The sequence below is a fragment of the Klebsiella michiganensis genome, assembly GCF_015139575.1.
GTDB classification, from domain to species: Bacteria; Pseudomonadota; Gammaproteobacteria; order Enterobacterales; family Enterobacteriaceae; genus Klebsiella; species Klebsiella michiganensis.
Genome location: NZ_AP022547.1, coordinates 4,810,002 through 4,833,798, shown reverse-complemented (window position 1 = coordinate 4,833,798; position 23,797 = coordinate 4,810,002). Strand labels below are relative to the sequence as shown.

The 23,797-nt window shown below is 53.1% G+C and carries 22 protein-coding genes, 3 tRNA genes and 3 rRNA genes; 15 read left to right on the top strand and 13 right to left on the bottom strand.

Features of this window, described 5'->3' with window-relative positions; genetic code table 11:
- Positions 1 to 14: 14 nt before the first annotated feature.
- On the bottom strand, positions 15 to 275 hold the full coding sequence (gene rof, locus JLG71_RS22725) for a Rho-binding antiterminator (RefSeq protein ID WP_004098776.1): 261 nt from the start codon (positions 273 to 275) through the stop codon (positions 15 to 17).
- On the bottom strand, positions 262 to 462 hold the full coding sequence (locus JLG71_RS22720) for a YaeP family protein (RefSeq protein WP_004098778.1): 201 nt from the start codon (positions 460 to 462) through the stop codon (positions 262 to 264). Before JLG71_RS22720 ends, rof begins: the two co-directional genes overlap by 14 nt.
- A gap of 196 nt (positions 463 to 658) precedes the next feature.
- Between JLG71_RS22720 and JLG71_RS22715 the strand changes: the two genes are divergently transcribed.
- Genes JLG71_RS22715 through nlpE form a run of 3 tightly spaced genes read left to right on the top strand, consistent with a single transcriptional unit; the run spans position 659 to position 2,357 of the window.
- On the top strand, positions 659 to 1,204 hold the full coding sequence (locus tag JLG71_RS22715) for a YaeQ family protein (RefSeq protein ID WP_004098780.1): 546 nt from the start codon (positions 659 to 661) through the stop codon (positions 1,202 to 1,204).
- A complete protein-coding gene (gene arfB, locus JLG71_RS22710) occupies positions 1,201 to 1,614 on the top strand; it encodes an alternative ribosome rescue aminoacyl-tRNA hydrolase ArfB (protein ID WP_014228012.1) in 414 nt (137 codons plus the stop codon). Before JLG71_RS22715 ends, arfB begins: the two co-directional genes overlap by 4 nt.
- A 41-nt stretch (positions 1,615 to 1,655) precedes the next feature.
- On the top strand, positions 1,656 to 2,357 hold the full coding sequence (nlpE, locus tag JLG71_RS22705; RefSeq protein WP_014228013.1) for an envelope stress response activation lipoprotein NlpE: 702 nt from the start codon (positions 1,656 to 1,658) through the stop codon (positions 2,355 to 2,357).
- On the opposite strand, the gene JLG71_RS22700 is transcribed toward nlpE, so the two are convergent.
- The 7 genes from JLG71_RS22700 to metN all read right to left on the bottom strand — a co-directional run bounded on the left by JLG71_RS22700 (position 2,358) and on the right by metN (position 8,812).
- Positions 2,358 to 3,179 carry a YaeF family permuted papain-like enzyme gene (locus JLG71_RS22700; RefSeq protein ID WP_116280294.1) on the bottom strand — a complete coding sequence of 274 codons (822 nt, stop codon included), beginning with the start codon at positions 3,177 to 3,179 and terminating at the stop codon, positions 2,358 to 2,360. It lies immediately after the preceding gene.
- 51 nt (positions 3,180 to 3,230) lie between these two features.
- Positions 3,231 to 4,949: a proline--tRNA ligase gene (gene proS, locus JLG71_RS22695; RefSeq protein ID WP_014837454.1), complete on the bottom strand. Its 1,719-nt coding sequence runs from the start codon at positions 4,947 to 4,949 to the stop codon at positions 3,231 to 3,233.
- Positions 4,950 to 5,059: 110 nt separating this feature from the next.
- Positions 5,060 to 5,767: a tRNA (N6-threonylcarbamoyladenosine(37)-N6)-methyltransferase TrmO gene (gene tsaA / locus JLG71_RS22690; protein WP_032748069.1), complete on the bottom strand. Its 708-nt coding sequence runs from the start codon at positions 5,765 to 5,767 to the stop codon at positions 5,060 to 5,062.
- Positions 5,764 to 6,171, bottom strand: a complete 408-nt coding sequence (gene rcsF / locus JLG71_RS22685) for an Rcs stress response system protein RcsF (RefSeq protein ID WP_004098790.1) — start codon at positions 6,169 to 6,171, stop codon at positions 5,764 to 5,766. The genes tsaA and rcsF overlap by 4 nt, the downstream gene beginning before the upstream one ends.
- 108 nt (positions 6,172 to 6,279) lie before the next feature.
- Complete coding sequence (gene metQ / locus JLG71_RS22680) at positions 6,280 to 7,095, bottom strand: methionine ABC transporter substrate-binding lipoprotein MetQ (RefSeq protein ID WP_004098791.1); 816 nt, start codon at positions 7,093 to 7,095, stop codon at positions 6,280 to 6,282.
- A gap of 39 nt (positions 7,096 to 7,134) precedes the next feature.
- Complete coding sequence (locus tag JLG71_RS22675) at positions 7,135 to 7,788, bottom strand: methionine ABC transporter permease MetI (RefSeq protein ID WP_004098792.1); 654 nt, start codon at positions 7,786 to 7,788, stop codon at positions 7,135 to 7,137.
- Entirely contained in the window at positions 7,781 to 8,812 is a 1,032-nt protein-coding gene (gene metN, locus JLG71_RS22670; RefSeq protein ID WP_004098793.1) for a methionine ABC transporter ATP-binding protein MetN, read from the bottom strand. Before metN ends, JLG71_RS22675 begins: the two co-directional genes overlap by 8 nt.
- A 188-nt stretch (positions 8,813 to 9,000) precedes the next feature.
- Between metN and gmhB the strand changes: the two genes are divergently transcribed.
- The 8 genes from gmhB to dkgB all read left to right on the top strand — a co-directional run bounded on the left by gmhB (position 9,001) and on the right by dkgB (position 16,298).
- Positions 9,001 to 9,567 carry a D-glycero-beta-D-manno-heptose 1,7-bisphosphate 7-phosphatase gene (gene gmhB / locus JLG71_RS22665; protein WP_014837457.1) on the top strand — a complete coding sequence of 189 codons (567 nt, stop codon included), beginning with the start codon at positions 9,001 to 9,003 and terminating at the stop codon, positions 9,565 to 9,567.
- A 368-nt stretch (positions 9,568 to 9,935) separates the two neighbouring features.
- Positions 9,936 to 11,475, top strand: a 16S ribosomal RNA gene (locus JLG71_RS22660).
- 71 nt (positions 11,476 to 11,546) lie between these two features.
- Positions 11,547 to 11,623, top strand: a tRNA-Ile gene (locus JLG71_RS22655).
- Between the two features lie 106 nt (positions 11,624 to 11,729).
- Positions 11,730 to 11,805: transfer RNA gene (locus tag JLG71_RS22650), tRNA-Ala, on the top strand.
- A 178-nt stretch (positions 11,806 to 11,983) separates the two neighbouring features.
- Positions 11,984 to 14,889, top strand: a 23S ribosomal RNA gene (locus JLG71_RS22645).
- 194 nt (positions 14,890 to 15,083) lie between these two features.
- Positions 15,084 to 15,199, top strand: a 5S ribosomal RNA gene (gene rrf, locus JLG71_RS22640).
- The 16S, 23S and 5S rRNA genes sit together here with 3 tRNA genes alongside, the layout of an rRNA operon.
- Positions 15,200 to 15,254: 55 nt before the next feature.
- A tRNA-Asp gene (locus JLG71_RS22635) sits at positions 15,255 to 15,331 on the top strand.
- 163 nt (positions 15,332 to 15,494) lie between these two features.
- Positions 15,495 to 16,298, top strand: coding sequence for a 2,5-didehydrogluconate reductase DkgB (gene dkgB / locus JLG71_RS22630; protein WP_025108461.1), 804 nt, complete (start codon positions 15,495 to 15,497; stop codon positions 16,296 to 16,298).
- A gap of 30 nt (positions 16,299 to 16,328) precedes the next feature.
- Here the strand turns inward: dkgB and yafC are convergent, their stop codons facing one another.
- Positions 16,329 to 17,231, bottom strand: coding sequence for a DNA-binding transcriptional regulator YafC (gene yafC, locus JLG71_RS22625; protein ID WP_047724389.1), 903 nt, complete (start codon positions 17,229 to 17,231; stop codon positions 16,329 to 16,331).
- A gap of 104 nt (positions 17,232 to 17,335) precedes the next feature.
- Here yafC and JLG71_RS22620 point away from each other — a divergent pair, with 104 nt between their 5' ends.
- The 3 genes from JLG71_RS22620 (at position 17,336) to JLG71_RS22610 (ending at position 20,284) form a co-directional block, all read left to right on the top strand.
- Positions 17,336 to 18,526, top strand: coding sequence for an MFS transporter (locus JLG71_RS22620; RefSeq protein WP_014228021.1), 1,191 nt, complete (start codon positions 17,336 to 17,338; stop codon positions 18,524 to 18,526).
- Positions 18,527 to 18,631: 105 nt separating this feature from the next.
- Positions 18,632 to 19,429 carry an endonuclease/exonuclease/phosphatase family protein gene (locus JLG71_RS22615; RefSeq protein WP_025108464.1) on the top strand — a complete coding sequence of 266 codons (798 nt, stop codon included), beginning with the start codon at positions 18,632 to 18,634 and terminating at the stop codon, positions 19,427 to 19,429.
- Positions 19,430 to 19,513: 84 nt separating this feature from the next.
- Complete coding sequence (locus JLG71_RS22610) at positions 19,514 to 20,284, top strand: class I SAM-dependent methyltransferase (protein ID WP_014228023.1); 771 nt, start codon at positions 19,514 to 19,516, stop codon at positions 20,282 to 20,284.
- 57 nt (positions 20,285 to 20,341) lie between these two features.
- On the opposite strand, the gene mltD is transcribed toward JLG71_RS22610, so the two are convergent.
- Together mltD and gloB are read right to left on the bottom strand one after the other, a co-directional pair.
- Positions 20,342 to 21,709, bottom strand: coding sequence for a murein transglycosylase D (gene mltD, locus JLG71_RS22605; protein WP_004129156.1), 1,368 nt, complete (start codon positions 21,707 to 21,709; stop codon positions 20,342 to 20,344).
- A 71-nt stretch (positions 21,710 to 21,780) separates the two neighbouring features.
- Positions 21,781 to 22,536 (bottom strand): hydroxyacylglutathione hydrolase, encoded by a 756-nt coding sequence (gene gloB / locus JLG71_RS22600; protein WP_046878642.1) that lies wholly within the window; start codon positions 22,534 to 22,536, stop codon positions 21,781 to 21,783.
- Positions 22,537 to 22,568: 32 nt separating this feature from the next.
- Here gloB and JLG71_RS22595 point away from each other — a divergent pair, with 32 nt between their 5' ends.
- Positions 22,569 to 23,291, top strand: coding sequence for a class I SAM-dependent methyltransferase (locus tag JLG71_RS22595; protein WP_004847912.1), 723 nt, complete (start codon positions 22,569 to 22,571; stop codon positions 23,289 to 23,291).
- On the opposite strand, the gene rnhA is transcribed toward JLG71_RS22595, so the two are convergent.
- Positions 23,288 to 23,755: a ribonuclease HI gene (gene rnhA, locus JLG71_RS22590; protein WP_004129160.1), complete on the bottom strand. Its 468-nt coding sequence runs from the start codon at positions 23,753 to 23,755 to the stop codon at positions 23,288 to 23,290. The genes JLG71_RS22595 and rnhA overlap by 4 nt on opposite strands.
- Positions 23,756 to 23,797 lie beyond the last annotated feature (42 nt).

Sequence of the window (23,797 nt, the reverse complement as noted above, 5' to 3'; positions counted from 1 at the left end):
CCACCCGTTTTGCTTCAGGACTCGCTGACCACTACCGTACCGATTTCCGGATGGCTGAAGCTGGCGATTTTATCCAGGCGCAGTTCGCGGACGTCACCGGCGAGCTCCACGACGAGATACTCGATATTTTTGCGCGAGATAAGATCGTTGGCCTTCGCTTGCAGCTGTTCGCCATCTTTGAGCTCCAGCGCCAGGACCAGATGGTGCTGACAGGCAAGTTCGAGGTTGTCATAATCATCGCAATTGATGGGTTGATAAGTATCATTCATTGACATAATCGCTCACCAGTAAGTTTGCCGCCGCATATGCGGCCTTTTCCCTGACTGACTCAGCAAGGGCCTGATCCGCCGCAACCTCATTCAATACTTTCAACACGCAACCTAGCGCATCCGGGATATACCCAAGGTCCCCGCTGGCTATTTCCGCATACCGCTTGCGTATTAACTCACAATATTTGTCCACATGCCCTCCTGTCAGCGTTCTGACTTAACCGTGGGATGTAAGTTTAAGCCTACGAAGATAAACTCTGTTTAGCAAGGTGACTATACCATAGTCATTTAAGCAATATCAGCAGGATGAAAGGGGATCCTGCGATTGCTGACAGCCTTTTGCCGCCAGTTTCGCTACAATGAACGCCATTTTTATCAGGAGTTTCCTCATGGCGCTGAAAGCGACGATTTATAAAGCGACGGTGAACGTGGCCGACCTGGACCGCAACCAGTTTCTGGATGCCAGTTTGACGCTTGCCCAGCATCCGTCAGAAACCCAGGAGCGCATGATGCTGCGCCTGCTGGCGTGGATGAAATACGCCGACGAGCGTCTGCAGTTTACCCGCGGTCTGTCTTCCGATGATGAAGCTGAACTCTGGCTGCTAAACGATCATCTGGGCGTTGATCTATGGATTGAACTGGGGCTGCCGGACGAACGGCGGATTAAAAAAGCCTGTTCGCGGGCGCAAGAGGTGGCGCTGTTTGCCTATAATAGCCGGGCGGCAGAAATCTGGTGGCAGCAAAATAAAAGCAAAATGGCACAGTTTTCAAAGCTAACCGTATGGTATTTAGATGATACTCAGCTGGCGCAGCTCAGTGCTTTTGCCGATCGGACAATGTCGCTACAGGCGACTATCCAGGATGGCGCTATCTGGTTATCTGACGCTAAGAATAATCTGGAAATTCATTTAACGGCCTGGCAAACATCCGCATGATTACGATTAGCCGCAGCGTGGCGATTGCGGATGACGAGGTCTCACTTTCCGGGATACGCGCCCAGGGGGCGGGCGGTCAGCATGTCAATAAAGCATCGACGGCTATCCATTTGCGCTTTGATATTAAGGCATCGAGCCTGCCCGAGTATTATAAGGAACGTCTGCTTACCTCCAGCCATCACTTAATTTCTGCCGAGGGTGTGGTTATCATTAAGGCTCAGGAATATCGCAGCCAGGAGATGAATCGCGAAGCGGCGATTGCGCGTCTGGTTGCCTTAATACAAGAATTAACCGCAGTGCAGAAGCGCCGCCGGGAGACGCGGCCGACCAGAGCGTCAAAAGAGCGCCGGCTTGCCTCAAAGGCGCAAAAATCCTCAGTTAAGGCGCTGCGTGGGAAAGTTCGTCATTAAAGGCATGGCGAACCGGTGGAATGGATAATAAGGAATTTACAGTGAAGAAAATCGTATTTTCAGTCGTGGCGGCATGCTCGCTTTTTGCCCTATTTGGCTGTAACCATCGCGCGGAGATGGACACGCTACAACCCGCGCCGATGGAAGAGCTAAAGCCGATGCAGCAGAGCTGGCGCGGCGTGCTGCCGTGTGCCGACTGCGAAGGCATCGAAACTTCGCTCTTTCTTGAGAAAGACGGCACCTGGGTGATGAACGAGCGGTATCAGGGCGTCAGTCGCGAGCCTTCCTCCTTTGCTTCCTATGGCACCTGGGCGCGCACGGCCGATAAGCTGGTGCTGACCGACAGCAAAGGCGAGAAGTCTTACTATCGGGCGAAGGGCGACAAGCTGGAAATGCTCGATCGCGACGGTAATCCCATCGAGTCTACGCTGAACTATACGCTTGAGTCAGTCAAATCCAGCCTGCCCATCACGCCAATGGCGATGCGCGGAATGTACTTCTATATGGCGGATGCCGCGACCTTTACCGATTGCGCAACCGGCAAGCGAGTGGCAGTCGCGAATAACGCGCAGCTCGAGCGTGATTATGCCGCGGCGCGCGGAACGGATACTCGCCCGGTGCTGCTGGTGGTCGAGGGGCACTTTACGCTGGAAGCGAACCCGGATTCGGGAGCGCCGGTTAAAGTTCTGGCGGTGGATTCACCAGGCAAGTTTTATCAAAAAGAAGACTGCAATTCTCGTTAGTTAATTGAGTCCTACGAGACGGCTTGTCTTGATATAAATTCCCAATTTAAGATGCCCGATATACTGCAATTGTGTTTCGGGCTTAAAGTTTGCCACGTCCCCCTCACGCATATGAAGCAGGTCTGATGGGCTAATCCAGCCCGGTTGAGCCAGGGTCAGCGGGTGTCCGGCCTTCGCGAAGGCATCGCTGACAAACTCAGAACAAAACCACATTTTTTTGTCCCCGGAAACGGCATCGCTAAGCTGCGCTTTGGCCAGGCCATTCACGCACTGCTGGCGGAAATCTTTCGAAAAGGGATTCAGGGAGCAGAGCTGTTTGGTTACCATATAGGGCACAAATTCAATGATGCCGCGATAGTTATAGCCGCTGTTTCTGTTTTTATAGGCGAAATTTTTAATGCCTGCGGCCTGTTGCGGCGTGAGGTCAGGCGCTCTTAGGGCAAACAGCTTATCGCTGTGCTGCATTGCTTGCTGGAGCGGAATAATCTGCACCCCAGCGCCGGTTGCTTCTGCAACCTGGTTATCACCGATATAGATAGCAACATGGCTAACGGACGATGTGCTAAAAGCACGAATCCCCAGGGACGTCACGCCAATGCTGGAAGAGAAAAGGAGATCGCCGGGGAGCAGGTCTTGTGCGTTAATTTCAGTCAGCGTGTTATTAGCCACCGAGCTCTGGCGCTGAAGTTTAACTGCCCATTGCTGCGATGGTGGCTTAATAGCGGAAGCGGAAGGCGCGGACCGGCTGACGTCTACCGTGCAGGCCGAAAGTAAAAACAATGCGGGAAAAAGCAGGACATAATTTGCCCGTTGTTTAGCCATGATTACAATCCTTGTAAAAAAGAGGCTCTGAAACCAGAGCCTCTTTTGGCGTTAACCTTTAATTTGTTGTACCAGGTAATTCACGATATCGCCGGTTTTAATCAGCTGCTTCTCGCCGCTGCGACGATATTTATATTCGATATCGTCGTTGTCGAGGTTACGGTCGCCCAGCACGATGGTGTGCGGAATACCGATAAGCTCCATATCGGCGAACATCACGCCCGGACGCTCTTTACGGTCGTCCATCAGCACGTCGATACCCAGCGCGCTCAGCTCTGCGTACAGCTTCTCGGCCAGCTCCTGCACGCGGTAGGATTTATGCATGTTCATCGGCAGAATCGCAACCTGGAACGGGGCGATAGCTTCCGGCCACAGAATCCCGCGATCGTCAAAGTTCTGCTCAATGGCGGCCGCCACCACGCGCGTCACACCGATACCGTAGCAGCCCATCGTCAGGATCTGGTTACGGCCATCTTCGCCCTGTACGGAGGCTTTCATCGCTTCAGAGTACTTGGTACCCAGCTGGAAGATGTGGCCCACTTCGATACCGCGTTTAATCAGCAGCGTACCTTTACCGTCCGGGCTCGGGTCACCCGCCACGACGTTACGGATATCAGCCACTTCAGGGGTGGCGACGTCGCGATCCCAGTTGATGCCGAAGTAGTGTTTCCCGTCGATGTTCGCGCCCGCGGCGAAATCGCTCATTGCGGCAACGGTACGGTCAATAATCACCGGAATGGGCATATTAACCGGGCCCAGAGAACCAGGACCCGCCTGCACCAGCGCGCGGATCTCTTCTTCGGTGGCGAAGGTCAGCGGGCTGGCGACCTGCGGCAGTTTTTCCGCTTTCACTTCGTTCAGCTCATGATCGCCGCGAACCAGCAGGGCAATCAGCGGAGACTTGCTGTCTTCTACCGCTTTGACCAGCAGGGTTTTCACCGTTTTCTCAATCGGCAGATTGAACTGCTCAACCAGCTCGGCGATGGTTTTGGCGTTCGGCGTATCGACCAGCGTCATTTCCTGAGTGGCGGCCGCGCGCGGCTCTTTCGGCGCAACGGCTTCGGCGAACTCAATATTGGCCGCGTAGTCGGAAGAGTCAGAGAAGATCACGTCATCTTCGCCGCTCTGCGCCAGCACCTGGAATTCGTGAGATGCGCTACCGCCGATAGAACCGGTGTCAGCCTGTACCGCACGGAAATCCAGGCCCATACGGCTGAAGATTTTGCTGTACGCGGCGTACATCGCGTCGTAGGTTTCCTGCAGAGATTCCTGAGAGGTATGGAAAGAGTAAGCATCTTTCATCAGGAATTCACGGGAACGCATCACGCCGAAACGCGGGCGCACTTCGTCACGGAATTTGGTCTGAATCTGATAGAAGTTCAGCGGCAGCTGTTTGTAAGAGCTCAGCTCGTTACGAATCAGGTCGGTGATCACTTCTTCATGAGTCGGGCCGAGTACGAACGGACGTTCGCCACGGTCAGCAATACGCAGCAGTTCCGGGCCGTACTGTTCCCAACGACCACTCTCTTGCCACAGCTCAGAGGGCTGAACTACCGGCATTAACACCTCGATTGCACCGGCGTTATTCATCTCTTCACGCACGATGTTTTCGACTTTTTTCAGGACGCGCACGCCGGTCGGCAGCCAGGTATATAACCCGGAGGCCAGCTTGCGGATCATCCCGGCGCGCAGCATCAGCTGATGGCTGATAACCTCGGCGTCGGCAGGTGTCTCCTTCAGAGTGGAGAGCAGGTATTGGCTAGTACGCATGTTGTTACGGTTCCATTTGGACGATCGATACAGGCTGGGAGCCAGCCTGACACAAAAAAGTGGTTTAGTTTACCAGTGTGGCAAAGATGCCAAAAGAGAGGAAAATAAAATTAGCGTGGTTCGAGAGAAAAGACTTCAAAACCGGACGAAATCACCCGCCAGCGCACGTTAAAATCCAGCAGCCAGACGGCGTAGGTCTTTCCCGGGTCTTCTTCTTTACGATATGCCGGGCGCGGATCTTGCGCCAGAACTTCGCTAATAAACACCTTAAGTCGGGGATAGCGCTTTTCCAGTTCTAAAAGCCGGGCTTCTGTTTCGGGCGTGAAGCTCACCGCCACTTCCGCCTGCGGTGCCTGCTGCGCGTAGCTCGCGCTGGCTTCCGGCAGCGCTTCGGCAAAGGGCAGGTAAGGTTTGATGTCCACGACCGGCGTACCATCCACCAGGTCCAGACTACCGAGTTCCAGAACGACGTGTTCTTTCTGGCAGCGAATACCTTTTAGCTCGACCAGCGACATACCGATTGGATTAGGACGAAAGGTCGAACGGGTGGCGAAAACGCCCATCCGCGCATTACCGCCGAGGCGGGGAGGGCGCACGGTCGGGCGCCAGCCGCCTTCCATGGTCTGATGAAACACAAACAGGATCCACAGATGGCTGAAGTTTTCCAGGCCACGTACGGCATCGGCCTGGTTATAGGGGGGCAGAAGATGTAATTCGCCGCCGCCGTTTTTAACCAGCCCAGGCTGGCGGGGGACGGCAAATTTTTCTTTATAGGGCGAGCGAATAACGCCTATCTGCGCAAACTGAAAATCACTCATTGCGCCGTAACGTTAAGCGCTGAACCAAGGCAGACGGCCTGGCGGTAGCAGCCCGGAGTTCCGCTGGTCACTTCGCAGCGGTGCAGCAGCACGGCATTGGCTTTCATTTTTGCAGCGTTAATCTGCATGCGCTTGCGCGCCGTCGGGATATTGGGCGGAGAGTCTTGATTCGAGGCCTGGCATGATTCACCGGTGACTTCGCCGAGTTCGCGGAAAGGTTTACCCACCAATTCTGTTGCATCGGTATAGATTCTTACCGGGGCCGGACGCGTCGCTTTCGGTTTTGCCGGTTCCGATTTGGCAGGCGGGGTTACGGTGCTTTGTACAGGCTCGACGGGAGATCTGCTTAGCATAGAACAACCGCTTAACATGAGTGCTAACAAACAGACCGGTAAAGCACGCATAGTATTTCCTCAATAAATAATAAAACAGGGCGCTATTGAATCAGGTGCTTGCATAAATGACAAGACGGGCATAAAGCCCGTCCTGAATGATATTACGCTGAGAAAAGATTACCAGCCTTTCACTGCACCGCCGTTAAAGATTTTGTTAGCCGCTTCGTAAACTTCATCACTCTGATAGGCTTGAACAAATTTCTTAACATTTTCCGCATCTTTGTTGTCTTCGCGAGCGACAATCAGATTCACGTACGGAGACTCTTTACCTTCCACGAAAATACCGTCTTTTGCCGGCGTTAAGCCAATCTGGCTGGCATAGGTGGTATTGATAACCGCCAGAGCGATTTGCGCATCATCCAGAGAGCGCGGCAGCTGCGGGGCTTCCAGCTCAACAATTTTCAGGTTTTTCGGGTTTTCAATAATATCCAGAGAGGTTGGCAGCAGACCAACGCCTTCTTTCAGTTTGATCAGGCCAACCTGTTGCAGCAGCAGCAGAGAGCGGCCAAGGTTGGTGGGATCGTTAGGAATCGCAACCTGAGAGCCCGGCTGCAGTTCGTCCAGCGATTTAATTTTTTTCGAATAACCCGCAATCGGGTAAACAAAAGAGTTACCTACGGAAACCAGCTTGTAGCCGCGGTCTTTGATTTGCTGGTCAAGATACGGTTTATGCTGGAAGGCGTTAACGTCGATATCGCCTTTGCTCAGCGCTTCGTTCGGCAGAACGTAGTCGTTGAAGGTAACCAGTTCGACATCAAGGCCGTATTTTTCTTTTGCTACTTTCTGCGCGACTTCCGCAACCTGCTGCTCCGCACCGACGATAACGCCGACTTTAATATGGTTAGGATCTTTTTCGTCCTGACCGCAACCCACCAGAGCCAGAGAACCGATTAACGCGCCGACTGCCGCAAAGGTTTTGAAATTAAAGGCCATGTTATTTCCTTCCTGTAAGATTCTGTATTGTGTGTAATGTTATTTGTGAGTCACAGCCCGGACGATACGATCGCCTGAGAATTGGATTAAGTACACCAGAATAACCAGCAGCACCAGTACGGTATTCATTACCGTTGCATTGTAGCCGATATAACCGTACTGATAGCCAATCTGCCCGAGACCACCGGCACCCACGGCGCCGCCCATCGCGGAATAGCCGACCAGCGTAATGAGCGTGATGGTTGCCGCATTCACCAGGCCCGGCAGCGCTTCCGGCAGCAGAACCTTACGCACGATCTGCATCGGCGTTGCGCCCATGGCGCGGGATGCTTCGATAAGGCCGGTGGGGATCTCCAGCAGGGCGTTTTCCACCATACGGGCGATAAACGGCGCGGCGCCGACCGTCAGCGGAACGATAGCCGCCTGCAGGCCAATCGACGTGCCAACGATCACGCGAGTGAATGGGATCATCCACACCAGCAGGATAATAAAAGGAATCGAGCGGAAAATATTCACCACCGCCGAAAGCGTGCGGTAGAGCTTCGCATTAGCGACAATTTGCCCCGGACGGGTGACGTACAGCAGCACGCCGACCGGCAGGCCGAGAACAAAACCGAAGAAGCCGGAGACAAACGTCATGGCCAGCGTTTCCCATACGCCGCGAACCAGCAGCCAAATCATTGGTTCAGACATATCCCAGTACCTCTACTTTTACATGGTGTTCCTGTAGCCAGGCGATTGCGGCCTGGGTATCTTCCTGCGTGCCGTGCATCTCAGTGAGCATAATGCCGAACTTCACGCCGCCCGCGTAATCCATCTGCGCGCTAATAATGTTGTTATTCACATTAAAACGACGGGCAGTCTCAGAAAGAAGCGGGGCATCAACGGAGTGACCCGTAAACTCCATGCGCAGCATGGGCACGCTATCGGGAAGCGCTTCAGGTTTAAGGCGGGCCTGATAATCATCCGGGATATCAAGGTGCAGCGTTGACTGAATAAACTGTTGCGCCAGCGGGGTTTTGGGATGAGAGAAGACCTCACTCACCGTATCCTGTTCAATCAACTGGCCGTTGCTGATAACGGCAACGCAATCGCAGATGCGTTTGACGACATCCATTTCATGGGTAATCAGCAAAATCGTCAGGCCCAGGCGACGGTTGATATCTTTCAGCAGTTCCAGAATTGAACGCGTAGTGGCCGGGTCCAGAGCGCTGGTGGCTTCGTCGCAGAGCAGGACTTTTGGATTGCTCGCCAGCGCACGGGCGATGGCCACGCGCTGTTTTTGACCGCCGGAGAGATTTGCCGGATAGCTATCGTGTTTATCCCCCAGACCGACGAGATCGAGCAGCTCGGTCACCCGGCGCTTGATTTCATCTTTCGGCGTATTATCCAGCTCCAGAGGCAACGCCACGTTGCCGAATACGGTGCGTGAGGCAAGCAGGTTAAAGTGCTGGAAGATCATGCCAATCTGGCGACGAGCGCGAGTGAGCTCTTTTTCTGACAGCGCCGTTAGTTCCTGACCGCCCACCTGTACGCTGCCCTGCGTTGGACGTTCGAGCAGGTTAACGCAGCGGATTAACGTACTTTTACCCGCGCCGGAAGCGCCGATGACGCCATAAATTTGCCCGGCGGGGACATGCAGGCTGACATCGTTCAGCGCCTGTATGCTGCGATTTCCCTGCTGGAACACTTTGGTAATATTCGAAAGTTTAATCATCAGTTATTTATTATCGTTTAGCCGTTTGCCGTGGCATTTTCTTCTGCCGTGTCCAGGCGATGCCTGTCAATGAAATGGATGTTAAGGCATCCAGACGTCTAAATCAATCTGACTCTGTATAATGAGCACTTTCTTGCGTCCGGAAACATGCGATACTACGCGCATTAGCCTTTATCAGGAGCAAACCGGTGGCAATGTCAGTACCCGCAATTTTTCTTGACCGTGATGGCACGATTAACGTCGATCACGGCTATGTCCATGAAATCGACAACTTTGAATTTATCGATGGCGTCATTGACGCAATGCGTCAATTAAAGGAGATGGGCTACGCGCTGGTGCTGGTGACCAACCAGTCCGGTATCGCCCGCGGTAAGTTTACTGAAGAGCAGTTTGAAACGCTGACGGAGTGGATGGACTGGTCGCTGGCCGATCGCGGCGTTGATCTGGATGGCATCTATTATTGTCCGCACCACCCGCAGGGAACCGTTGAAGAGTTTCGCCAGACCTGCGACTGCCGCAAGCCGCATCCGGGGATGCTGATTTCGGCGCGCGACTATCTGCATATTGATATGGCGGCTTCCTTTATGGTTGGCGATAAAGTCGAAGATATGCAGGCAGCTCTGGCGGCCAATGTCGGCACGAAAGTATTAGTGCGCACCGGCAAGCCGGTGACCCCAGAAGCCGAAAGTGCCGCTGATTGGGTACTTAATAGCCTGGCAGACCTGCCGGATGCTATCAAAAAGCAGCAAAAATAAGCGTTATGTATAAAAGGTGAGCGGTTGAAATAAAATTGCATTTTACCGCTTGTCACCGCCGAATAACTCCCTATAATGCGCTCCCACTGACACGGCAGATGTGAATCACTTCACAAACAACCGGGTCGGTTGAAGAGAAAAAATCCTGAAATAACGGGTTGACTCTGAAAGAGGAAAGCGTAATATACGCCACCTCGCAACGGTGAGCGAAAGCCGCGTTGCACTGCTCTTTAACAATTTATCAGACAATCTGTGTGGGCACTCAAAGTGACATGGATTCTTAACGTCCTCGGACGAAAAATGAATACCAAGTCTCTGAGTGAACATACGTAATTCATTACGAAGTTTAATTCACGAGCATCAAACTTAAATTGAAGAGTTTGATCATGGCTCAGATTGAACGCTGGCGGCAGGCCTAACACATGCAAGTCGAACGGTAGCACAGAGAGCTTGCTCTCGGGTGACGAGTGGCGGACGGGTGAGTAATGTCTGGGAAACTGCCTGATGGAGGGGGATAACTACTGGAAACGGTAGCTAATACCGCATAACGTCGCAAGACCAAAGAGGGGGACCTTCGGGCCTCTTGCCATCAGATGTGCCCAGATGGGATTAGCTAGTAGGTGGGGTAACGGCTCACCTAGGCGACGATCCCTAGCTGGTCTGAGAGGATGACCAGCCACACTGGAACTGAGACACGGTCCAGACTCCTACGGGAGGCAGCAGTGGGGAATATTGCACAATGGGCGCAAGCCTGATGCAGCCATGCCGCGTGTATGAAGAAGGCCTTCGGGTTGTAAAGTACTTTCAGCGGGGAGGAAGGTGTTGAGGTTAATAACCTCAGCAATTGACGTTACCCGCAGAAGAAGCACCGGCTAACTCCGTGCCAGCAGCCGCGGTAATACGGAGGGTGCAAGCGTTAATCGGAATTACTGGGCGTAAAGCGCACGCAGGCGGTCTGTCAAGTCGGATGTGAAATCCCCGGGCTCAACCTGGGAACTGCATTCGAAACTGGCAGGCTGGAGTCTTGTAGAGGGGGGTAGAATTCCAGGTGTAGCGGTGAAATGCGTAGAGATCTGGAGGAATACCGGTGGCGAAGGCGGCCCCCTGGACAAAGACTGACGCTCAGGTGCGAAAGCGTGGGGAGCAAACAGGATTAGATACCCTGGTAGTCCACGCTGTAAACGATGTCGACTTGGAGGTTGTTCCCTTGAGGAGTGGCTTCCGGAGCTAACGCGTTAAGTCGACCGCCTGGGGAGTACGGCCGCAAGGTTAAAACTCAAATGAATTGACGGGGGCCCGCACAAGCGGTGGAGCATGTGGTTTAATTCGATGCAACGCGAAGAACCTTACCTACTCTTGACATCCAGAGAACTTAGCAGAGATGCTTTGGTGCCTTCGGGAACTCTGAGACAGGTGCTGCATGGCTGTCGTCAGCTCGTGTTGTGAAATGTTGGGTTAAGTCCCGCAACGAGCGCAACCCTTATCCTTTGTTGCCAGCGATTCGGTCGGGAACTCAAAGGAGACTGCCAGTGATAAACTGGAGGAAGGTGGGGATGACGTCAAGTCATCATGGCCCTTACGAGTAGGGCTACACACGTGCTACAATGGCATATACAAAGAGAAGCGACCTCGCGAGAGCAAGCGGACCTCATAAAGTATGTCGTAGTCCGGATTGGAGTCTGCAACTCGACTCCATGAAGTCGGAATCGCTAGTAATCGTGGATCAGAATGCCACGGTGAATACGTTCCCGGGCCTTGTACACACCGCCCGTCACACCATGGGAGTGGGTTGCAAAAGAAGTAGGTAGCTTAACCTTCGGGAGGGCGCTTACCACTTTGTGATTCATGACTGGGGTGAAGTCGTAACAAGGTAACCGTAGGGGAACCTGCGGTTGGATCACCTCCTTACCTTAAAGAACCTGCCTTTGTAGTGCTCACACAGATTGTCTGATGAAAATGTAGCAGTAAAAAATCTCTGCAGGCTTGTAGCTCAGGTGGTTAGAGCGCACCCCTGATAAGGGTGAGGTCGGTGGTTCAAGTCCACTCAGGCCTACCAAATTCGCTCCCGTGCTGCGTTGTGAAATAACTCGCATACTTCAGTATGCTTCGTTCTTCCACGCCTTGCCCGGAATCGAATTACGGTAAATGAGATTAACTACGATGGGGCTATAGCTCAGCTGGGAGAGCGCCTGCTTTGCACGCAGGAGGTCTGCGGTTCGATCCCGCATAGCTCCACCATCTTTACTGCACAACACAAGAAAACTTCAGAGTGTACCTGAAAAGGTTCACTGCGAAGTTTTGCTCTTTAAAAATCTGGATCAAGCTGAAAATTGAAACGACACACTGTTTAAGTGTGTTCGAGTCTCTCAAATTTTCGCGACACGACGATGTTTTACGAAACATCTTCGGGTTGTGAGGTTAAGCGACTAAGCGTACACGGTGGATGCCCTGGCAGTCAGAGGCGATGAAGGACGTGCTAATCTGCGAAAAGCGTCGGTAAGGTGATATGAACCGTTATAGCCGGCGATGTCCGAATGGGGAAACCCAGTGCAATTCGTTGCACTATCGTTAACTGAATACATAGGTTAACGAGGCGAACCGGGGGAACTGAAACATCTAAGTACCCCGAGGAAAAGAAATCAACCGAGATTCCCCCAGTAGCGGCGAGCGAACGGGGAGCAGCCCGGAGTCTGAATCAGCTTGTGTGTTAGTGGAAGCGTCTGGAAAGTCGCAGGGTACAGGGTGATACTCCCGTACACTAAAACGCACAGGTTGTGAACTCGAAGAGTAGGGCGGGACACGTGGTATCCTGTCTGAATATGGGGGGACCATCCTCCAAGGCTAAATACTCCTGACTGACCGATAGTGAACCAGTACCGTGAGGGAAAGGCGAAAAGAACCCCGGCGAGGGGAGTGAAAAAGAACCTGAAACCGTGTACGTACAAGCAGTAGGAGCCCACTTGTTGGGTGACTGCGTACCTTTTGTATAATGGGTCAGCGACTTATATTCTGTAGCAAGGTTAACCGTATAGGGGAGCCGCAGGGAAACCGAGTCTTAACTGGGCGTTAAGTTGCAGGGTATAGACCCGAAACCCGGTGATCTAGCCATGGGCAGGTTGAAGGTTGGGTAACACTAACTGGAGGACCGAACCGACTAATGTTGAAAAATTAGCGGATGACTTGTGGCTGGGGGTGAAAGGCCAATCAAACCGGGAGATAGCTGGTTCTCCCCGAAAGCTATTTAGGTAGCGCCTCGTGAACTCATCTTCGGGGGTAGAGCACTGTTTCGGCTAGGGGGTCATCCCGACTTACCAACCCGATGCAAACTACGAATACCGAAGAATGTTATCACGGGAGACACACGGCGGGTGCTAACGTCCGTCGTGAAGAGGGAAACAACCCAGACCGCCAGCTAAGGTCCCAAAGTCATGGTTAAGTGGGAAACGATGTGGGAAGGCCCAGACAGCCAGCATGTTGGCTTAGAAGCAGCCATCATTTAAAGAAAGCGTAATAGCTCACTGGTCGAGTCGGCCTGCGCGGAAGATGTAACGGGGCTAAACCATGCACCGAAGCTGCGGCAGCGACACTATGTGTTGTTGGGTAGGGGAGCGTTCTGTAAGCCGTTGAAGGTGGCCTGTGAGGGTTGCTGGAGGTATCAGAAGTGCGAATGCTGACATAAGTAACGATAATGCGGGTGAAAAACCCGCACGCCGGAAGACCAAGGGTTCCTGTCCAACGTTAATCGGGGCAGGGTGAGTCGACCCCTAAGGCGAGGCCGAAAGGCGTAGTCGATGGGAAACAGGTTAATATTCCTGTACTCGGTGTTACTGCGAAGGGGGGACGGAGAAGGCTATGTTGGCCGGGCGACGGTTGTCCCGGTTTAAGCATGTAGGCGGATGTTCCAGGTAAATCCGGAACGTCACTAACGCTGAGGTGTGATGACGAGGCACTACGGTGCTGAAGTGACAAATGCCCTGCTTCCAGGAAAAGCCTCTAAGCATCAGGTAACATCAAATCGTACCCCAAACCGACACAGGTGGTCAGGTAGAGAATACCAAGGCGCTTGAGAGAACTCGGGTGAAGGAACTAGGCAAAATGGTGCCGTAACTTCGGGAGAAGGCACGCTGATGGTAAGTGAAGTGACTTGCTCATGGAGCTGAAATCAGTCGAAGATACCAGCTGGCTGCAACTGTTTATTAAAAACACAGCACTGTGCAAACACGAAAGTGGACGTATACGGTGTGACGCCTGCCCGGTGCCGGAAGGTTAATTGATGGGGTTATCCGTAAGGAGAAGCTCTTGATCGAAGCCCCGGTAAACGGCGGCCGTAACTATAACGGTCCTAAGGTAGCGAAATTCCTTGTCGGGTAAGTTCCGACCTGCACGAATGGCGTAATGATGGCCAGGCTGTCTCCACCCGAGACTCAGTGAAATTGAACTCGCTGTGAAGATGCAGTGTACCCGCGGCAAGACGGAAAGACCCCGTGAACCTTTACTATAGCTTGACACTGAACACTGGTCCTTGATGTGTAGGATAGGTGGGAGGCTTTGAAGTGTGGACGCCAGTCTGCATGGAGCCATCCTTGAAATACCACCCTTTAATGGCTGGTGTTCTAACGTGGGCCCCTAATCGGGGTTGCGGACAGTGTCTGGTGGGTAGTTTGACTGGGGCGGTCTCCTCCTAAAGAGTAACGGAGGAGCACGAAGGTCAGCTAATCCTGGTCGGACATCAGGAGGTTAGTGCAATGGCATAAGCTGGCTTGACTGCGAGCGTGACGGCGCGAGCAGGTGCGAAAGCAGGTCATAGTGATCCGGTGGTTCTGAATGGAAGGGCCATCGCTCAACGGATAAAAGGTACTCCGGGGATAACAGGCTGATACCGCCCAAGAGTTCATATCGACGGCGGTGTTTGGCACCTCGATGTCGGCTCATCACATCCTGGGGCTGAAGTAGGTCCCAAGGGTATGGCTGTTCGCCATTTAAAGTGGTACGCGAGCTGGGTTTAGAACGTCGTGAGACAGTTCGGTCCCTATCTGCCGTGGGCGCTGGAGAATTGAGGGGGGCTGCTCCTAGTACGAGAGGACCGGAGTGGACGCATCACTGGTGTTCGGGTTGTCATGCCAATGGCATTGCCCGGTAGCTAAATGCGGAAGAGATAAGTGCTGAAAGCATCTAAGCACGAAACTTGCCCCGAGATGAGTTCTCCCTGACTCCTTGAGAGTCCTGAAGGAACGTTGAAGACGACGACGTTGATAGGCCGGGTGTGTAAGCGCAGCGATGCGTTGAGCTAACCGGTACTAATGAACCGTGAGGCTTAACCTTACAACGCCGAAGATGTTTTGGCGATTTGAGAGATTTTCAGCTTAGATTACAGATTTTCGGGAACGAAAGATTTTACGCTGAGGCAAGGCGGCAAATGAAGGAAAGGAAGGAGCATACTGAAGTATGTGACTGACTTTACGAATGCAGCCAACGCAGCATCGGTGTAAAAGATTCGTTTCTGACAACAGAATTTGCCTGGCGGCACTAGCGCGGTGGTCCCACCTGACCCCATGCCGAACTCAGAAGTGAAACGCCGTAGCGCCGATGGTAGTGTGGGGTCTCCCCATGTGAGAGTAGGGAACTGCCAGGCATCAAATTAAGTAGTAAGCCGGTGCATAAATCCGGTGGTTACAGAAGTATTCGGTGGAGCGGTAGTTCAGTCGGTTAGAATACCTGCCTGTCACGCAGGGGGTCGCGGGTTCGAGTCCCGTCCGTTCCGCCACTTATTAAAAGCCCTGAGCATTTGCTCAGGGCTTTTTCTTTGCCTGTCGCTTTATTATTGCTTTTTTAGCAAAAATCCTCTGCGTTTAGCGCTCTTTTTCTCAATCCTCTCGTTGGTCATAATTACCCTCGTTAACCGATATGAATGAATAAAGAGGAAAATCATGACAATCCCTGCATTTGGCCTTGGGACCTTCCGTCTGAAAGATGACGTGGTTATTGCATCTGTAAAAACGGCGCTTGAGCTGGGCTATCGCACCATTGATACCGCGCAAATCTATGATAATGAAGCTGCTGTGGGTCAGGCTATTGCTGAAAGCGGCGTTGCGCGCGATGAACTGTTCATCACCACCAAGATCTGGATTGAAAATCTCAGCAAAGACAAGCTGATCGCCAGCCTGAAAGAGAGCCTGCTGAAGCTGCGGACTGACTATGTCGACCTGACGTTAATCCACTGGCCGTCGCCAAACGATGCCGTTGCCGTCGAAGAGTTTATGGCCGCGCTGCTGGAAGCGAAAAAGCAGGGGTTGACCCGTCAGATTGGTATTTCTAACTTCACCATTCCGCTGATGGAGCGGGCAATTGCCGCCGTTGGCGCAGAGAATATTGCAACCAACCAGGTTGAACTCTCTCCGTACCTGCAGAACCGCAAAGTGGTTGATTGGGCGCGTGAACACGATATTCATATCACCTCTTACATGACGCTGGCCTACGGTAAGGCGCTGAAAGATGAAGTGATTGCACGTATTGCGACGAAACATAATGCCACGCCGGCACAGGTTATCCTGGCCTGGGCAATGGGCGAAGGTTATGCGGTAATTCCGTCTTCGACGCGGCGCGAAAACCTGGCAAGCAACCTTAAAGCTCAGGATCTGCAGCTTGATGAAGACGATCGCCAGGCGATCGCCGCCCTGGACTGCAACGATCGTCTGGTTAGCCCGGACGGTCTGGCGCCTGAATGGGACTAATCTAATCCCCCTCTGTACTCTACAACCCTCTTACAGCTCCTTCGGGAGCTGTTTTACATGTTCGCTAAGAAAGTCGATAAAGGCTCTGATCCGCGTGCTTACGGCTCTGTCGCTGTAGTAAACCGCGCTAAACGGCATTTCAACCGGCAGCCGTTTATCAGCCAGCAGCTCGACAAACGCCCCTTCAGCAATTTCCTTATCCACCATATAGTCCGACAGACAGGCGATTCCGTTACCGGCCAGGCACAGCTGCTTGAGCGTTTCTCCGCTATTGGAAGATATCTCGCTTTCGATTTCCAGCAGCTGGCCATCGCAGCAGGAGACTGGCCAGGTATTCAATGAAGCAGGTTCGCTAAAACCGAGGCATTGATGATTTTTTAGCTCAGCGACGCTTTGCGGCGTTCCATGGCGAGCGAGATAGTCCGGTGAAGCGATTATTTTGCGGTAGCTATTAAACAATGGCCTGGCGCGCAGGCTGGAATCGGTCAGCGTGCCGGCGCGGATCGCGACGTCAACTTTCCGCTCAATCAGATTGATAAAGGTTTCGGACGAGACCAGAGTAAGGCTCATCTCTGGATAACGCTCACGGAAGGGTTTTATCAACGGCATCAGAAAATGCAGTATCACCGGCGTCGCGGCATCAACCCGTAATAGTCCTCTTGGCGTCGTACGACTCTCCAGAAGTTCATTTTCGGCAGCGGCCATCTCCTGAAGCACAACCTGCATGCGACGGAAATAACGCTCTCCTTCTTCGGTCAGGCTTAGCTGACGGGTCGTACGGTTAAGCAGGCTCACGCCGAGCTTTGATTCCAGCTTTTTCACCGCCCGGCTGACGGCGGAATTGGCCTGACCTAGCTGTTCCGCTGCGCGGCTAAAGCTGCCGCTCTCGACCACGGCGACAAAAATGGCGATTTCTTCTGAGGTAGCTCTCATTATTGCACCTGTGGCAAAATTCTATTGATACTTTGGCTATTTTTGTTATTAAAGCATCTCTTCATACTACGTGTCATCTTAATCATGTTGATACGGAGTACATTATGCCGCTGGCGCTACTTGCCTTAACTATCGGTGCCTTTGCTATTGGCACGACCGAATTTGTCATTGTGGGCCTGGTGCCCACCATTGCAGAACAACTCGCTATTTCGCTACCCTCTGCGGGGCTGTTGGTTTCTATCTACGCGCTCGGCGTGGCGATTGGCGCCCCGGTGCTCACCGCGCTGACCGGGCGTATGCCACGTAAGCAACTGCTGCTGGCGTTAATGGCGCTGTTTACCGCCGGTAACCTACTGGCCTGGCAGGCGCCGGGTTATGAAACTCTGGTGCTGGCACGCCTGCTGACGGGACTGGCGCACGGGGTATTCTTTTCGATCGGATCGACAATTGCGACCAGCCTGGTCCCGAAAGAGAAAGCGGCTTCGGCGATTGCGATTATGTTTGGCGGTCTGACCGTTGCGCTGGTGACCGGCGTACCATTGGGCACCTTTATCGGCCAACACTTTGGCTGGCGCGAGACGTTCCTTGCCGTGTCGATCCTTGGCGTAATCGCGTTAATGAGCAGCCTTATCCTGGTGCCGAATAACATTCCCGGTCGTGTCAGCGCCGGTTTGCGCGCCCAGCTCCAGGTTCTGACTCATCCCCGTTTACTGATAATCTATGCCATTACGGCTTTGGGATATGGCGGCGTATTCACCGCTTTTACCTTCCTGGCGCCGATGATGCAGGATCTTGCCGGATTTAGCCCGGCGGCCGTTAGCTGGATCCTCCTGGGCTACGGTGTTTCTGTAGCGGTGGGCAACGTATGGGGCGGAAAGCTGGCGGATAAGCATGGCGCCGTGCCCGCGCTGAAGCTGATTTTTGCCGCCCTGGTTGCTTTACTGCTGATCTTTCAGTTTACGGCCAGCATTCAGTATGCGGCGCTGGCGACGGTACTGGTGATGGGCATCTTCGCATTCGGTAACGTTCCGGGTCTGCAGGTATACGTTGTGCAGAAAGCGGAGCAGTATACTCCAGGCGCGGTTGACGTTGCCTCAGGCCTGAATATTGCCGCCTTTAACATCGGGATTGCCTTAGGATCGGTGATTGGTGGGCAGACGGTAGAACATTATGGTCTGGATCAGACGCCCTGGATTGGCGCGCTGATAGTTCTGGTCGCGCTGTTGCTGGTGGTTCTTAGCGGCCGGCTCGATAAGCCTCAGCGCTGTGCTACGGTTCTTTCCGTAGAAGGATAAAGGTTTCTGGCAAATTGCATTGAAAGTGTATACAAAAATCCCTATAACAGAAGGACCAGCTGCAGTCTCGGGCTGGTTTCCTGTTATCGAGGTTTGATGCCTAAATTGCGAAAGAATACCTATGCCATGCGCTACGTCGCCGGACAACCCGCGGAGAGAATCTTACCTCCGGGGTCGTTTGCTGGCATGACTCCGGCTTTTCCGGCCGGGGTACCGTTAAGTTCGGATGAGAAAATCCGCGTGCTGGTGTGGAACATCTTTAAACAGCAGCGCGCAGAGTGGAAATCCGTGCTTAATAATTTCGGTAAAGATGCGCACCTGGTGTTATTACAGGAAGCGCAAACCACGCCTGAGTTAGTGAAATTCGCCACCTCCAATTATCTGGCCGCTGACCAGGTTCCGGCACTGGTGCTTCCGCAGCATCCTTCCGGCGTGATGACGTTAGCTTCCGCCCACCCCATTTACTGCTGCCCACTGCGCGAGCGCGAGCCTATCCTGCGGCTGGCAAAGTCAGCGTTGGTCACCGTTTACCCGTTACCGGATACCCGGCTGCTGATGGTGGTAAATATCCACGCGGTCAACTTTAGTCTTGGCGTGGATGTCTACAGCAAGCAGCTGCTGCCGATTGGCGACCAGATTGCCCATCACAGCGGGCCGGTGATAATGGCGGGTGACTTTAACGCCTGGAGTCGTCCGCGAATGAACGCTTTGTATCGCTTTGCGCGTGAAATGTCGCTGCGCGAAGTCCGCTTCTCTGACGATCAGCGCCGCCGTACTTTTGGCCGCCCGCTTGATTTTGTGTTCTACCGGGGGTTAAGCGTGCACGATGCTTCCGTGCTGGTGACCCGCGCGTCCGACCACAACCCGCTACTAGTTGAATTCAGTCCCGGCAAGCCTGATTAATTAAGGTATGTCAGGCCTGCCATGGGGCAGGCCTGCGTATGCATGGTGCTGCCTTTATTACTCAAAAAACCGAAGGACAATGCAATGACAACACGCTCTCATCATGACAACGTCGAAAAACAGTTTGGCTCACAGGCCAGCGCCTACCTGAGCAGTGCCGTACACGCTTCAGGGCGCGATCTGCAGCGACTGGCCGAACGGCTGGCGGACTTCCCTCAGGCCCACGTGCTGGATATGGGATGCGGTGCCGGACACGCCAGCTTTGCGGCGGCAGGGCAGGTTGCCCAGGTAACGGCATATGATTTATCCAGCCAGATGCTGGAGGTGGTGGCTCAGGCCGCAAGGGATAAAGGTTTTGCTAATATTGCCACGCAGCAGGGCTATGCCGAATCTTTGCCTTTCGCTGATGCCAGCTTTGATGTCGCGATCAGCCGTTATTCTGCGCATCACTGGCATGATGTTGGCCAGGCATTGCGTGAAGTGAAGCGGGTGCTGAAACCGGGCGGAGTGATGATTATTATGGATGTGATGTCGCCCGGCCATCCTGTTCGTGACGTCTGGCTGCAGACGGTTGAGGCGCTGCGCGATACCTCCCATGTTCGCAACTACTCCAGCGGCGAATGGCTGACAATGGCGAGTGAGGCCGGTTTGGTGATAAATCATCTGCTGACCGATCGCCTGCCTCTGGAGTTCAGCTCCTGGGTCGCGCGGATGCGGACGCCAGAGGCGCTGACGGAAGCGATTCGTTTATACCAGGAGAGCGCATCGGCGGAGGTCAAAGCCTATTTTGCATTGCAGCAGGATGGTTCTTTCACCAGCGATACGATTATGTTTGAGGCCCATAAGGCCATCTAACGCAGAGATAAAACAAAAGGCACCGCATGGGTGCCTTTTTTAATGCCTGCTGAATCATCAGGATTCCGGTCTGTCGCTGTTTTTCACAAACAGCGTCAGCTGATCGCCAGGTTTCAGGTTGCCGGTATCGCTGTTCCAGCGCATCACATCGCGAATGTTCACGCCATGGCGTTTCGCAATGCTCGACAAAGAGTCGCCCTTACGCACGCGATAGGTAATGCTATCGCTATTGTTTGCCAGACGTTCAGCGCTGCTGCCTGCGCCAATCACCAGATTCTGACCGACCTTCAGGTTAGAACCGCGAATACCGTTCCACTGCTGCAGATCTTTCGTTGATACGCCGAGACGCGATGCAATGCCGGAGATGGTGTCACCGGAGCGCACCTGGTAGCTGCGGCTGGTCAACGGCTTGTTATCAGCCAGCAGCGTCGGCTGCACGGCGGCAATATCACCGGAGGCCAAAGACTCACGCAGTTGCGCCGCATGCTTCTGCGGTACCAGTACGTAATTCGGCCCGTTCGCGCCCAGAGTCGACCCCTTAACGCCTGCATTGAACGTTTTCAGCTTGCTGACGGGCATTCCTGCCATATCCGCTAGCTGTGAAATCTCAACCGGACTGTCGAGACGTACACGCGCCAGGGCACGGCTTTCGTCTGCTGTCGGCAACCTTACGCCATACCGCTTGCTGTTCTTGAGAATATCGCTCAGGGCCAGCATTTTTGGTACGTATATTTTGGTTTCCTGTGGTAATGACAGCGACCAGAAATCGGTGGGTTTACCCCGTGATTTGTTCGCTTTGATAGCCTTCATTACCCGACCTTCGCCGCTGTTATAGGCAGCGACGGTTAACAACCAGTCGCCGTCGAACATTTTGTTCAGACGTTGCATCATGTTTAACGCTGCCGTGGTTGAGGCAACGATGTCACGACGCGCATCGTAACTGCGGGTCTGTTTCAAACCATAATTGCGCCCGGTGCTCGGAATGATCTGCCAAATGCCTGCGGCATTGGCGCCAGACGTTGCGTGCGGGTCAAAAGCGCTCTCCACTATGGGTAGTAATACCAGTTCCATTGGCATGTTACGTTTCTTAACTTGCCCGGCTATCCAGTACATATACGGCTCTGCCCGTAAAGTTACATCGTGGAGATAGCTCTTATTTCTTAAGTACTTCTGTTTTTGTTCGCGAATCCGGACGTTTTCCGGAATTCCCATCTTTAGCTCGTCGCCTATTGAAGTCCACAGATCCTGGTCTTGCGCGTAGAAGGTTCCATCATCTAACCAGCGCGCTCGACTTGTGAACTTGCTTGCTTCCCCTTGACTCGCTGCAGAAAGGCTCTGTGCGTGCTGTTGTACGGTGCCATCGTTCTTAGACGCCTGGCACCCCACCAGCAGGACAGAGGCGAGTAAAATCGCTCGTGCCTTCATGTGTGTGTCAATAGTTGCTTAAAAGACGAGCAAGGATAACGGTGAAGTCGTCTGAAGACAAGAATTAAATATCAGAAGTCGTCTTTCTTTGACCTTAACCAGGCAAATCGCTGAATAGAGTGTTGCAAATTTGTTTCTTTGTCTATTTCTTTAATTAAATCATCATCATCCGTTCGAAGAAATAAATTAATAAGACGCTCATTTTTCAGAGTTACGGGGAGTGTTTTTTGGTTTTTTGCACGTAACTCATTAACTTTGTGGTAGTAATCGTTTATCTCCCTATCATGGGGAAGGATGCTTATTGCAAACTTCATGTTTGCTAAAGTGTACTCATGTGCGCAACATATTAATGTTTCGTCAGGAAGGGCGCTAATCTTCTTAAATGATTGATACATCTGCTCTGCGGTCCCTTCGAATAGTCTGCCGCAGCCGCCGGAAAACATTGTATCGCCACAAAATAGATAAGGTGCGCTGTAGAAACAGATGTGTCCTAAAGTGTGACCTGGCGTGGCAAAAATAGAAAATTCGCGGCCCAAAACAGTGAGGCTATCTCCGTCCTTCACGACGTGGGTTGCGCCCTTATCCTGGGTTTCTGCCGGTCCGTAAACCACCAGGTTCGGGAATTTTTCCCGCAGTTGTTTAACGCCGCCAACGTGGTCGCGGTGGTGATGCGTCAACAAGATAGCTTCCGGCTGCCAGCGGTTTTGTTCGATGGCGGCGAGCACGGGCGCGGCTTCTCCGGGATCGACTATCAGGCAGCGCCCGCTATCTTCACTAAGAACCCAGATGTAGTTGTCCTGAAATGCGGGAATACTGATAAGATTCATAAATTACCTCTAATGCGTAGCGGAAGGTTGCGATGAAGCCGGCAAGGATACCTCATACAGTTACAGCGCCAGAGCACTGGTCCAGCATGCCGTGGGGCGAATACTACCGCGAATCGCTGGAACGGCAGATGAAACCGTGGCTCGCTAAATTATATGGCTTTCATTTACTTAAGATTGGCAATCTGAGCGCGGAAATCAATACCGAAGCCTGCGCGATTTCCCATCAGGTGAATGTCTCTTTGCAGGGGAATCCTGTGCAGGTAAAGGCCGATCCGCTGCATTTGCCTTTTGCCGAAAAGTCGGTAGATGCCTGCCTGCTGGCGCATACCTTACCGTGGTGCAGCGATCCGCATCGACTGCTGCGGGAAGCGGACCGGGTGCTGATTGACGATGGCTGGATAATTTTAACCAGTTTTAATCCTGTAAGCCTGATGGGGTTACGTAAACTGGTGCCGGTGTTACGCAATAAGCCCCCCTATAACAGCCGCATGTTCACCTTAACGCGTCAGATGGACTGGCTGGGGTTGCTGAATTTTGAAGTTATGCACTACGGAGGCTATCAGGTCCTTCCCTGGTCGCGCCACGGGGGGAAAATGCTCAGCACGCATCTACCGGCGTTGGGATGTCTGCAGCTCATTGTTGCCCGTAAACGCACTATCCCATTGACGCTAAACCCGATGAAATCGGGCAAAGCAAAAAAACGGATACCGCAGGCGGTAGGCGCCACGCGTCAGTGGCGCAAGGGGCAGAATTAACTTTCTGCCTGATAACCGATGTCGTCCCGGGTTGGGTTAGATGCCGCCGCGCGCGCCAGTTCGTCGCAACGTTCGTTTTCCGGATGTCCGGCATGGCCTTTAACCCATTCCCATTTTATCTTGTGTTGACCCAGCGCGGCGTCCAGGCGCTGCCAGAGATCGACATTTTTTACCGGTTTCTTGTCGGCCGTTTTCCAGCCGCGTTTTTTCCAGTTGTGGATCCACTGCGTAATCCCCTGACGCACATACTGGCTGTCGGTACTGAGGATCACTTCACAATGTTCTTTCAGCGCTTCCAGGGCGACGATGGCGGCCATCATCTCCATGCGGTTGTTCGTTGTAAGGTTAAAGCCTTCGCTAAAAGTTTTTTCCTTCCCGCGATAGCGTAAAATCGCACCGTAGCCGCCAGGACCTGGATTTCCCAGGCAAGAACCATCGGTGAAAATTTCTACCTGTTTGAGCATCTCTGGTAGACTTCCTGTAATTGAAATCGATACGTAAAACGG

Bases quoted from the DNA above. Each gene is read 5' to 3' on its own strand.
- rof (WP_004098776.1), bottom strand. From the start codon at position 275: ATGTCAATGAATGATACTTATCAACCCATCAATTGCGATGATTATGAC.
- JLG71_RS22715 (WP_004098780.1), top strand. From the start codon at position 659: ATGGCGCTGAAAGCGACGATTTATAAAGCGACGGTGAACGTGGCCGAC.
- arfB (WP_014228012.1), top strand. From the start codon at position 1,201: ATGATTACGATTAGCCGCAGCGTGGCGATTGCGGATGACGAGGTCTCA.
- JLG71_RS22700 (WP_116280294.1), bottom strand. From the start codon at position 3,179: ATGGCTAAACAACGGGCAAATTATGTCCTGCTTTTTCCCGCATTGTTT.
- proS (WP_014837454.1), bottom strand. From the start codon at position 4,949: ATGCGTACTAGCCAATACCTGCTCTCCACTCTGAAGGAGACACCTGCC.
- tsaA (WP_032748069.1), bottom strand. From the start codon at position 5,767: ATGAGTGATTTTCAGTTTGCGCAGATAGGCGTTATTCGCTCGCCCTAT.
- rcsF (WP_004098790.1), bottom strand. From the start codon at position 6,171: ATGCGTGCTTTACCGGTCTGTTTGTTAGCACTCATGTTAAGCGGTTGT.
- metQ (WP_004098791.1), bottom strand. From the start codon at position 7,095: ATGGCCTTTAATTTCAAAACCTTTGCGGCAGTCGGCGCGTTAATCGGT.
- JLG71_RS22675 (WP_004098792.1), bottom strand. From the start codon at position 7,788: ATGTCTGAACCAATGATTTGGCTGCTGGTTCGCGGCGTATGGGAAACG.
- metN (WP_004098793.1), bottom strand. From the start codon at position 8,812: ATGATTAAACTTTCGAATATTACCAAAGTGTTCCAGCAGGGAAATCGC.
- dkgB (WP_025108461.1), top strand. From the start codon at position 15,495: ATGACAATCCCTGCATTTGGCCTTGGGACCTTCCGTCTGAAAGATGAC.
- yafC (WP_047724389.1), bottom strand. From the start codon at position 17,231: ATGAGAGCTACCTCAGAAGAAATCGCCATTTTTGTCGCCGTGGTCGAG.
- JLG71_RS22620 (WP_014228021.1), top strand. From the start codon at position 17,336: ATGCCGCTGGCGCTACTTGCCTTAACTATCGGTGCCTTTGCTATTGGC.
- JLG71_RS22610 (WP_014228023.1), top strand. From the start codon at position 19,514: ATGACAACACGCTCTCATCATGACAACGTCGAAAAACAGTTTGGCTCA.
- mltD (WP_004129156.1), bottom strand. From the start codon at position 21,709: ATGAAGGCACGAGCGATTTTACTCGCCTCTGTCCTGCTGGTGGGGTGC.
- gloB (WP_046878642.1), bottom strand. From the start codon at position 22,536: ATGAATCTTATCAGTATTCCCGCATTTCAGGACAACTACATCTGGGTT.
- JLG71_RS22595 (WP_004847912.1), top strand. From the start codon at position 22,569: ATGAAGCCGGCAAGGATACCTCATACAGTTACAGCGCCAGAGCACTGG.
- rnhA (WP_004129160.1), bottom strand. From the start codon at position 23,755: ATGCTCAAACAGGTAGAAATTTTCACCGATGGTTCTTGCCTGGGAAAT.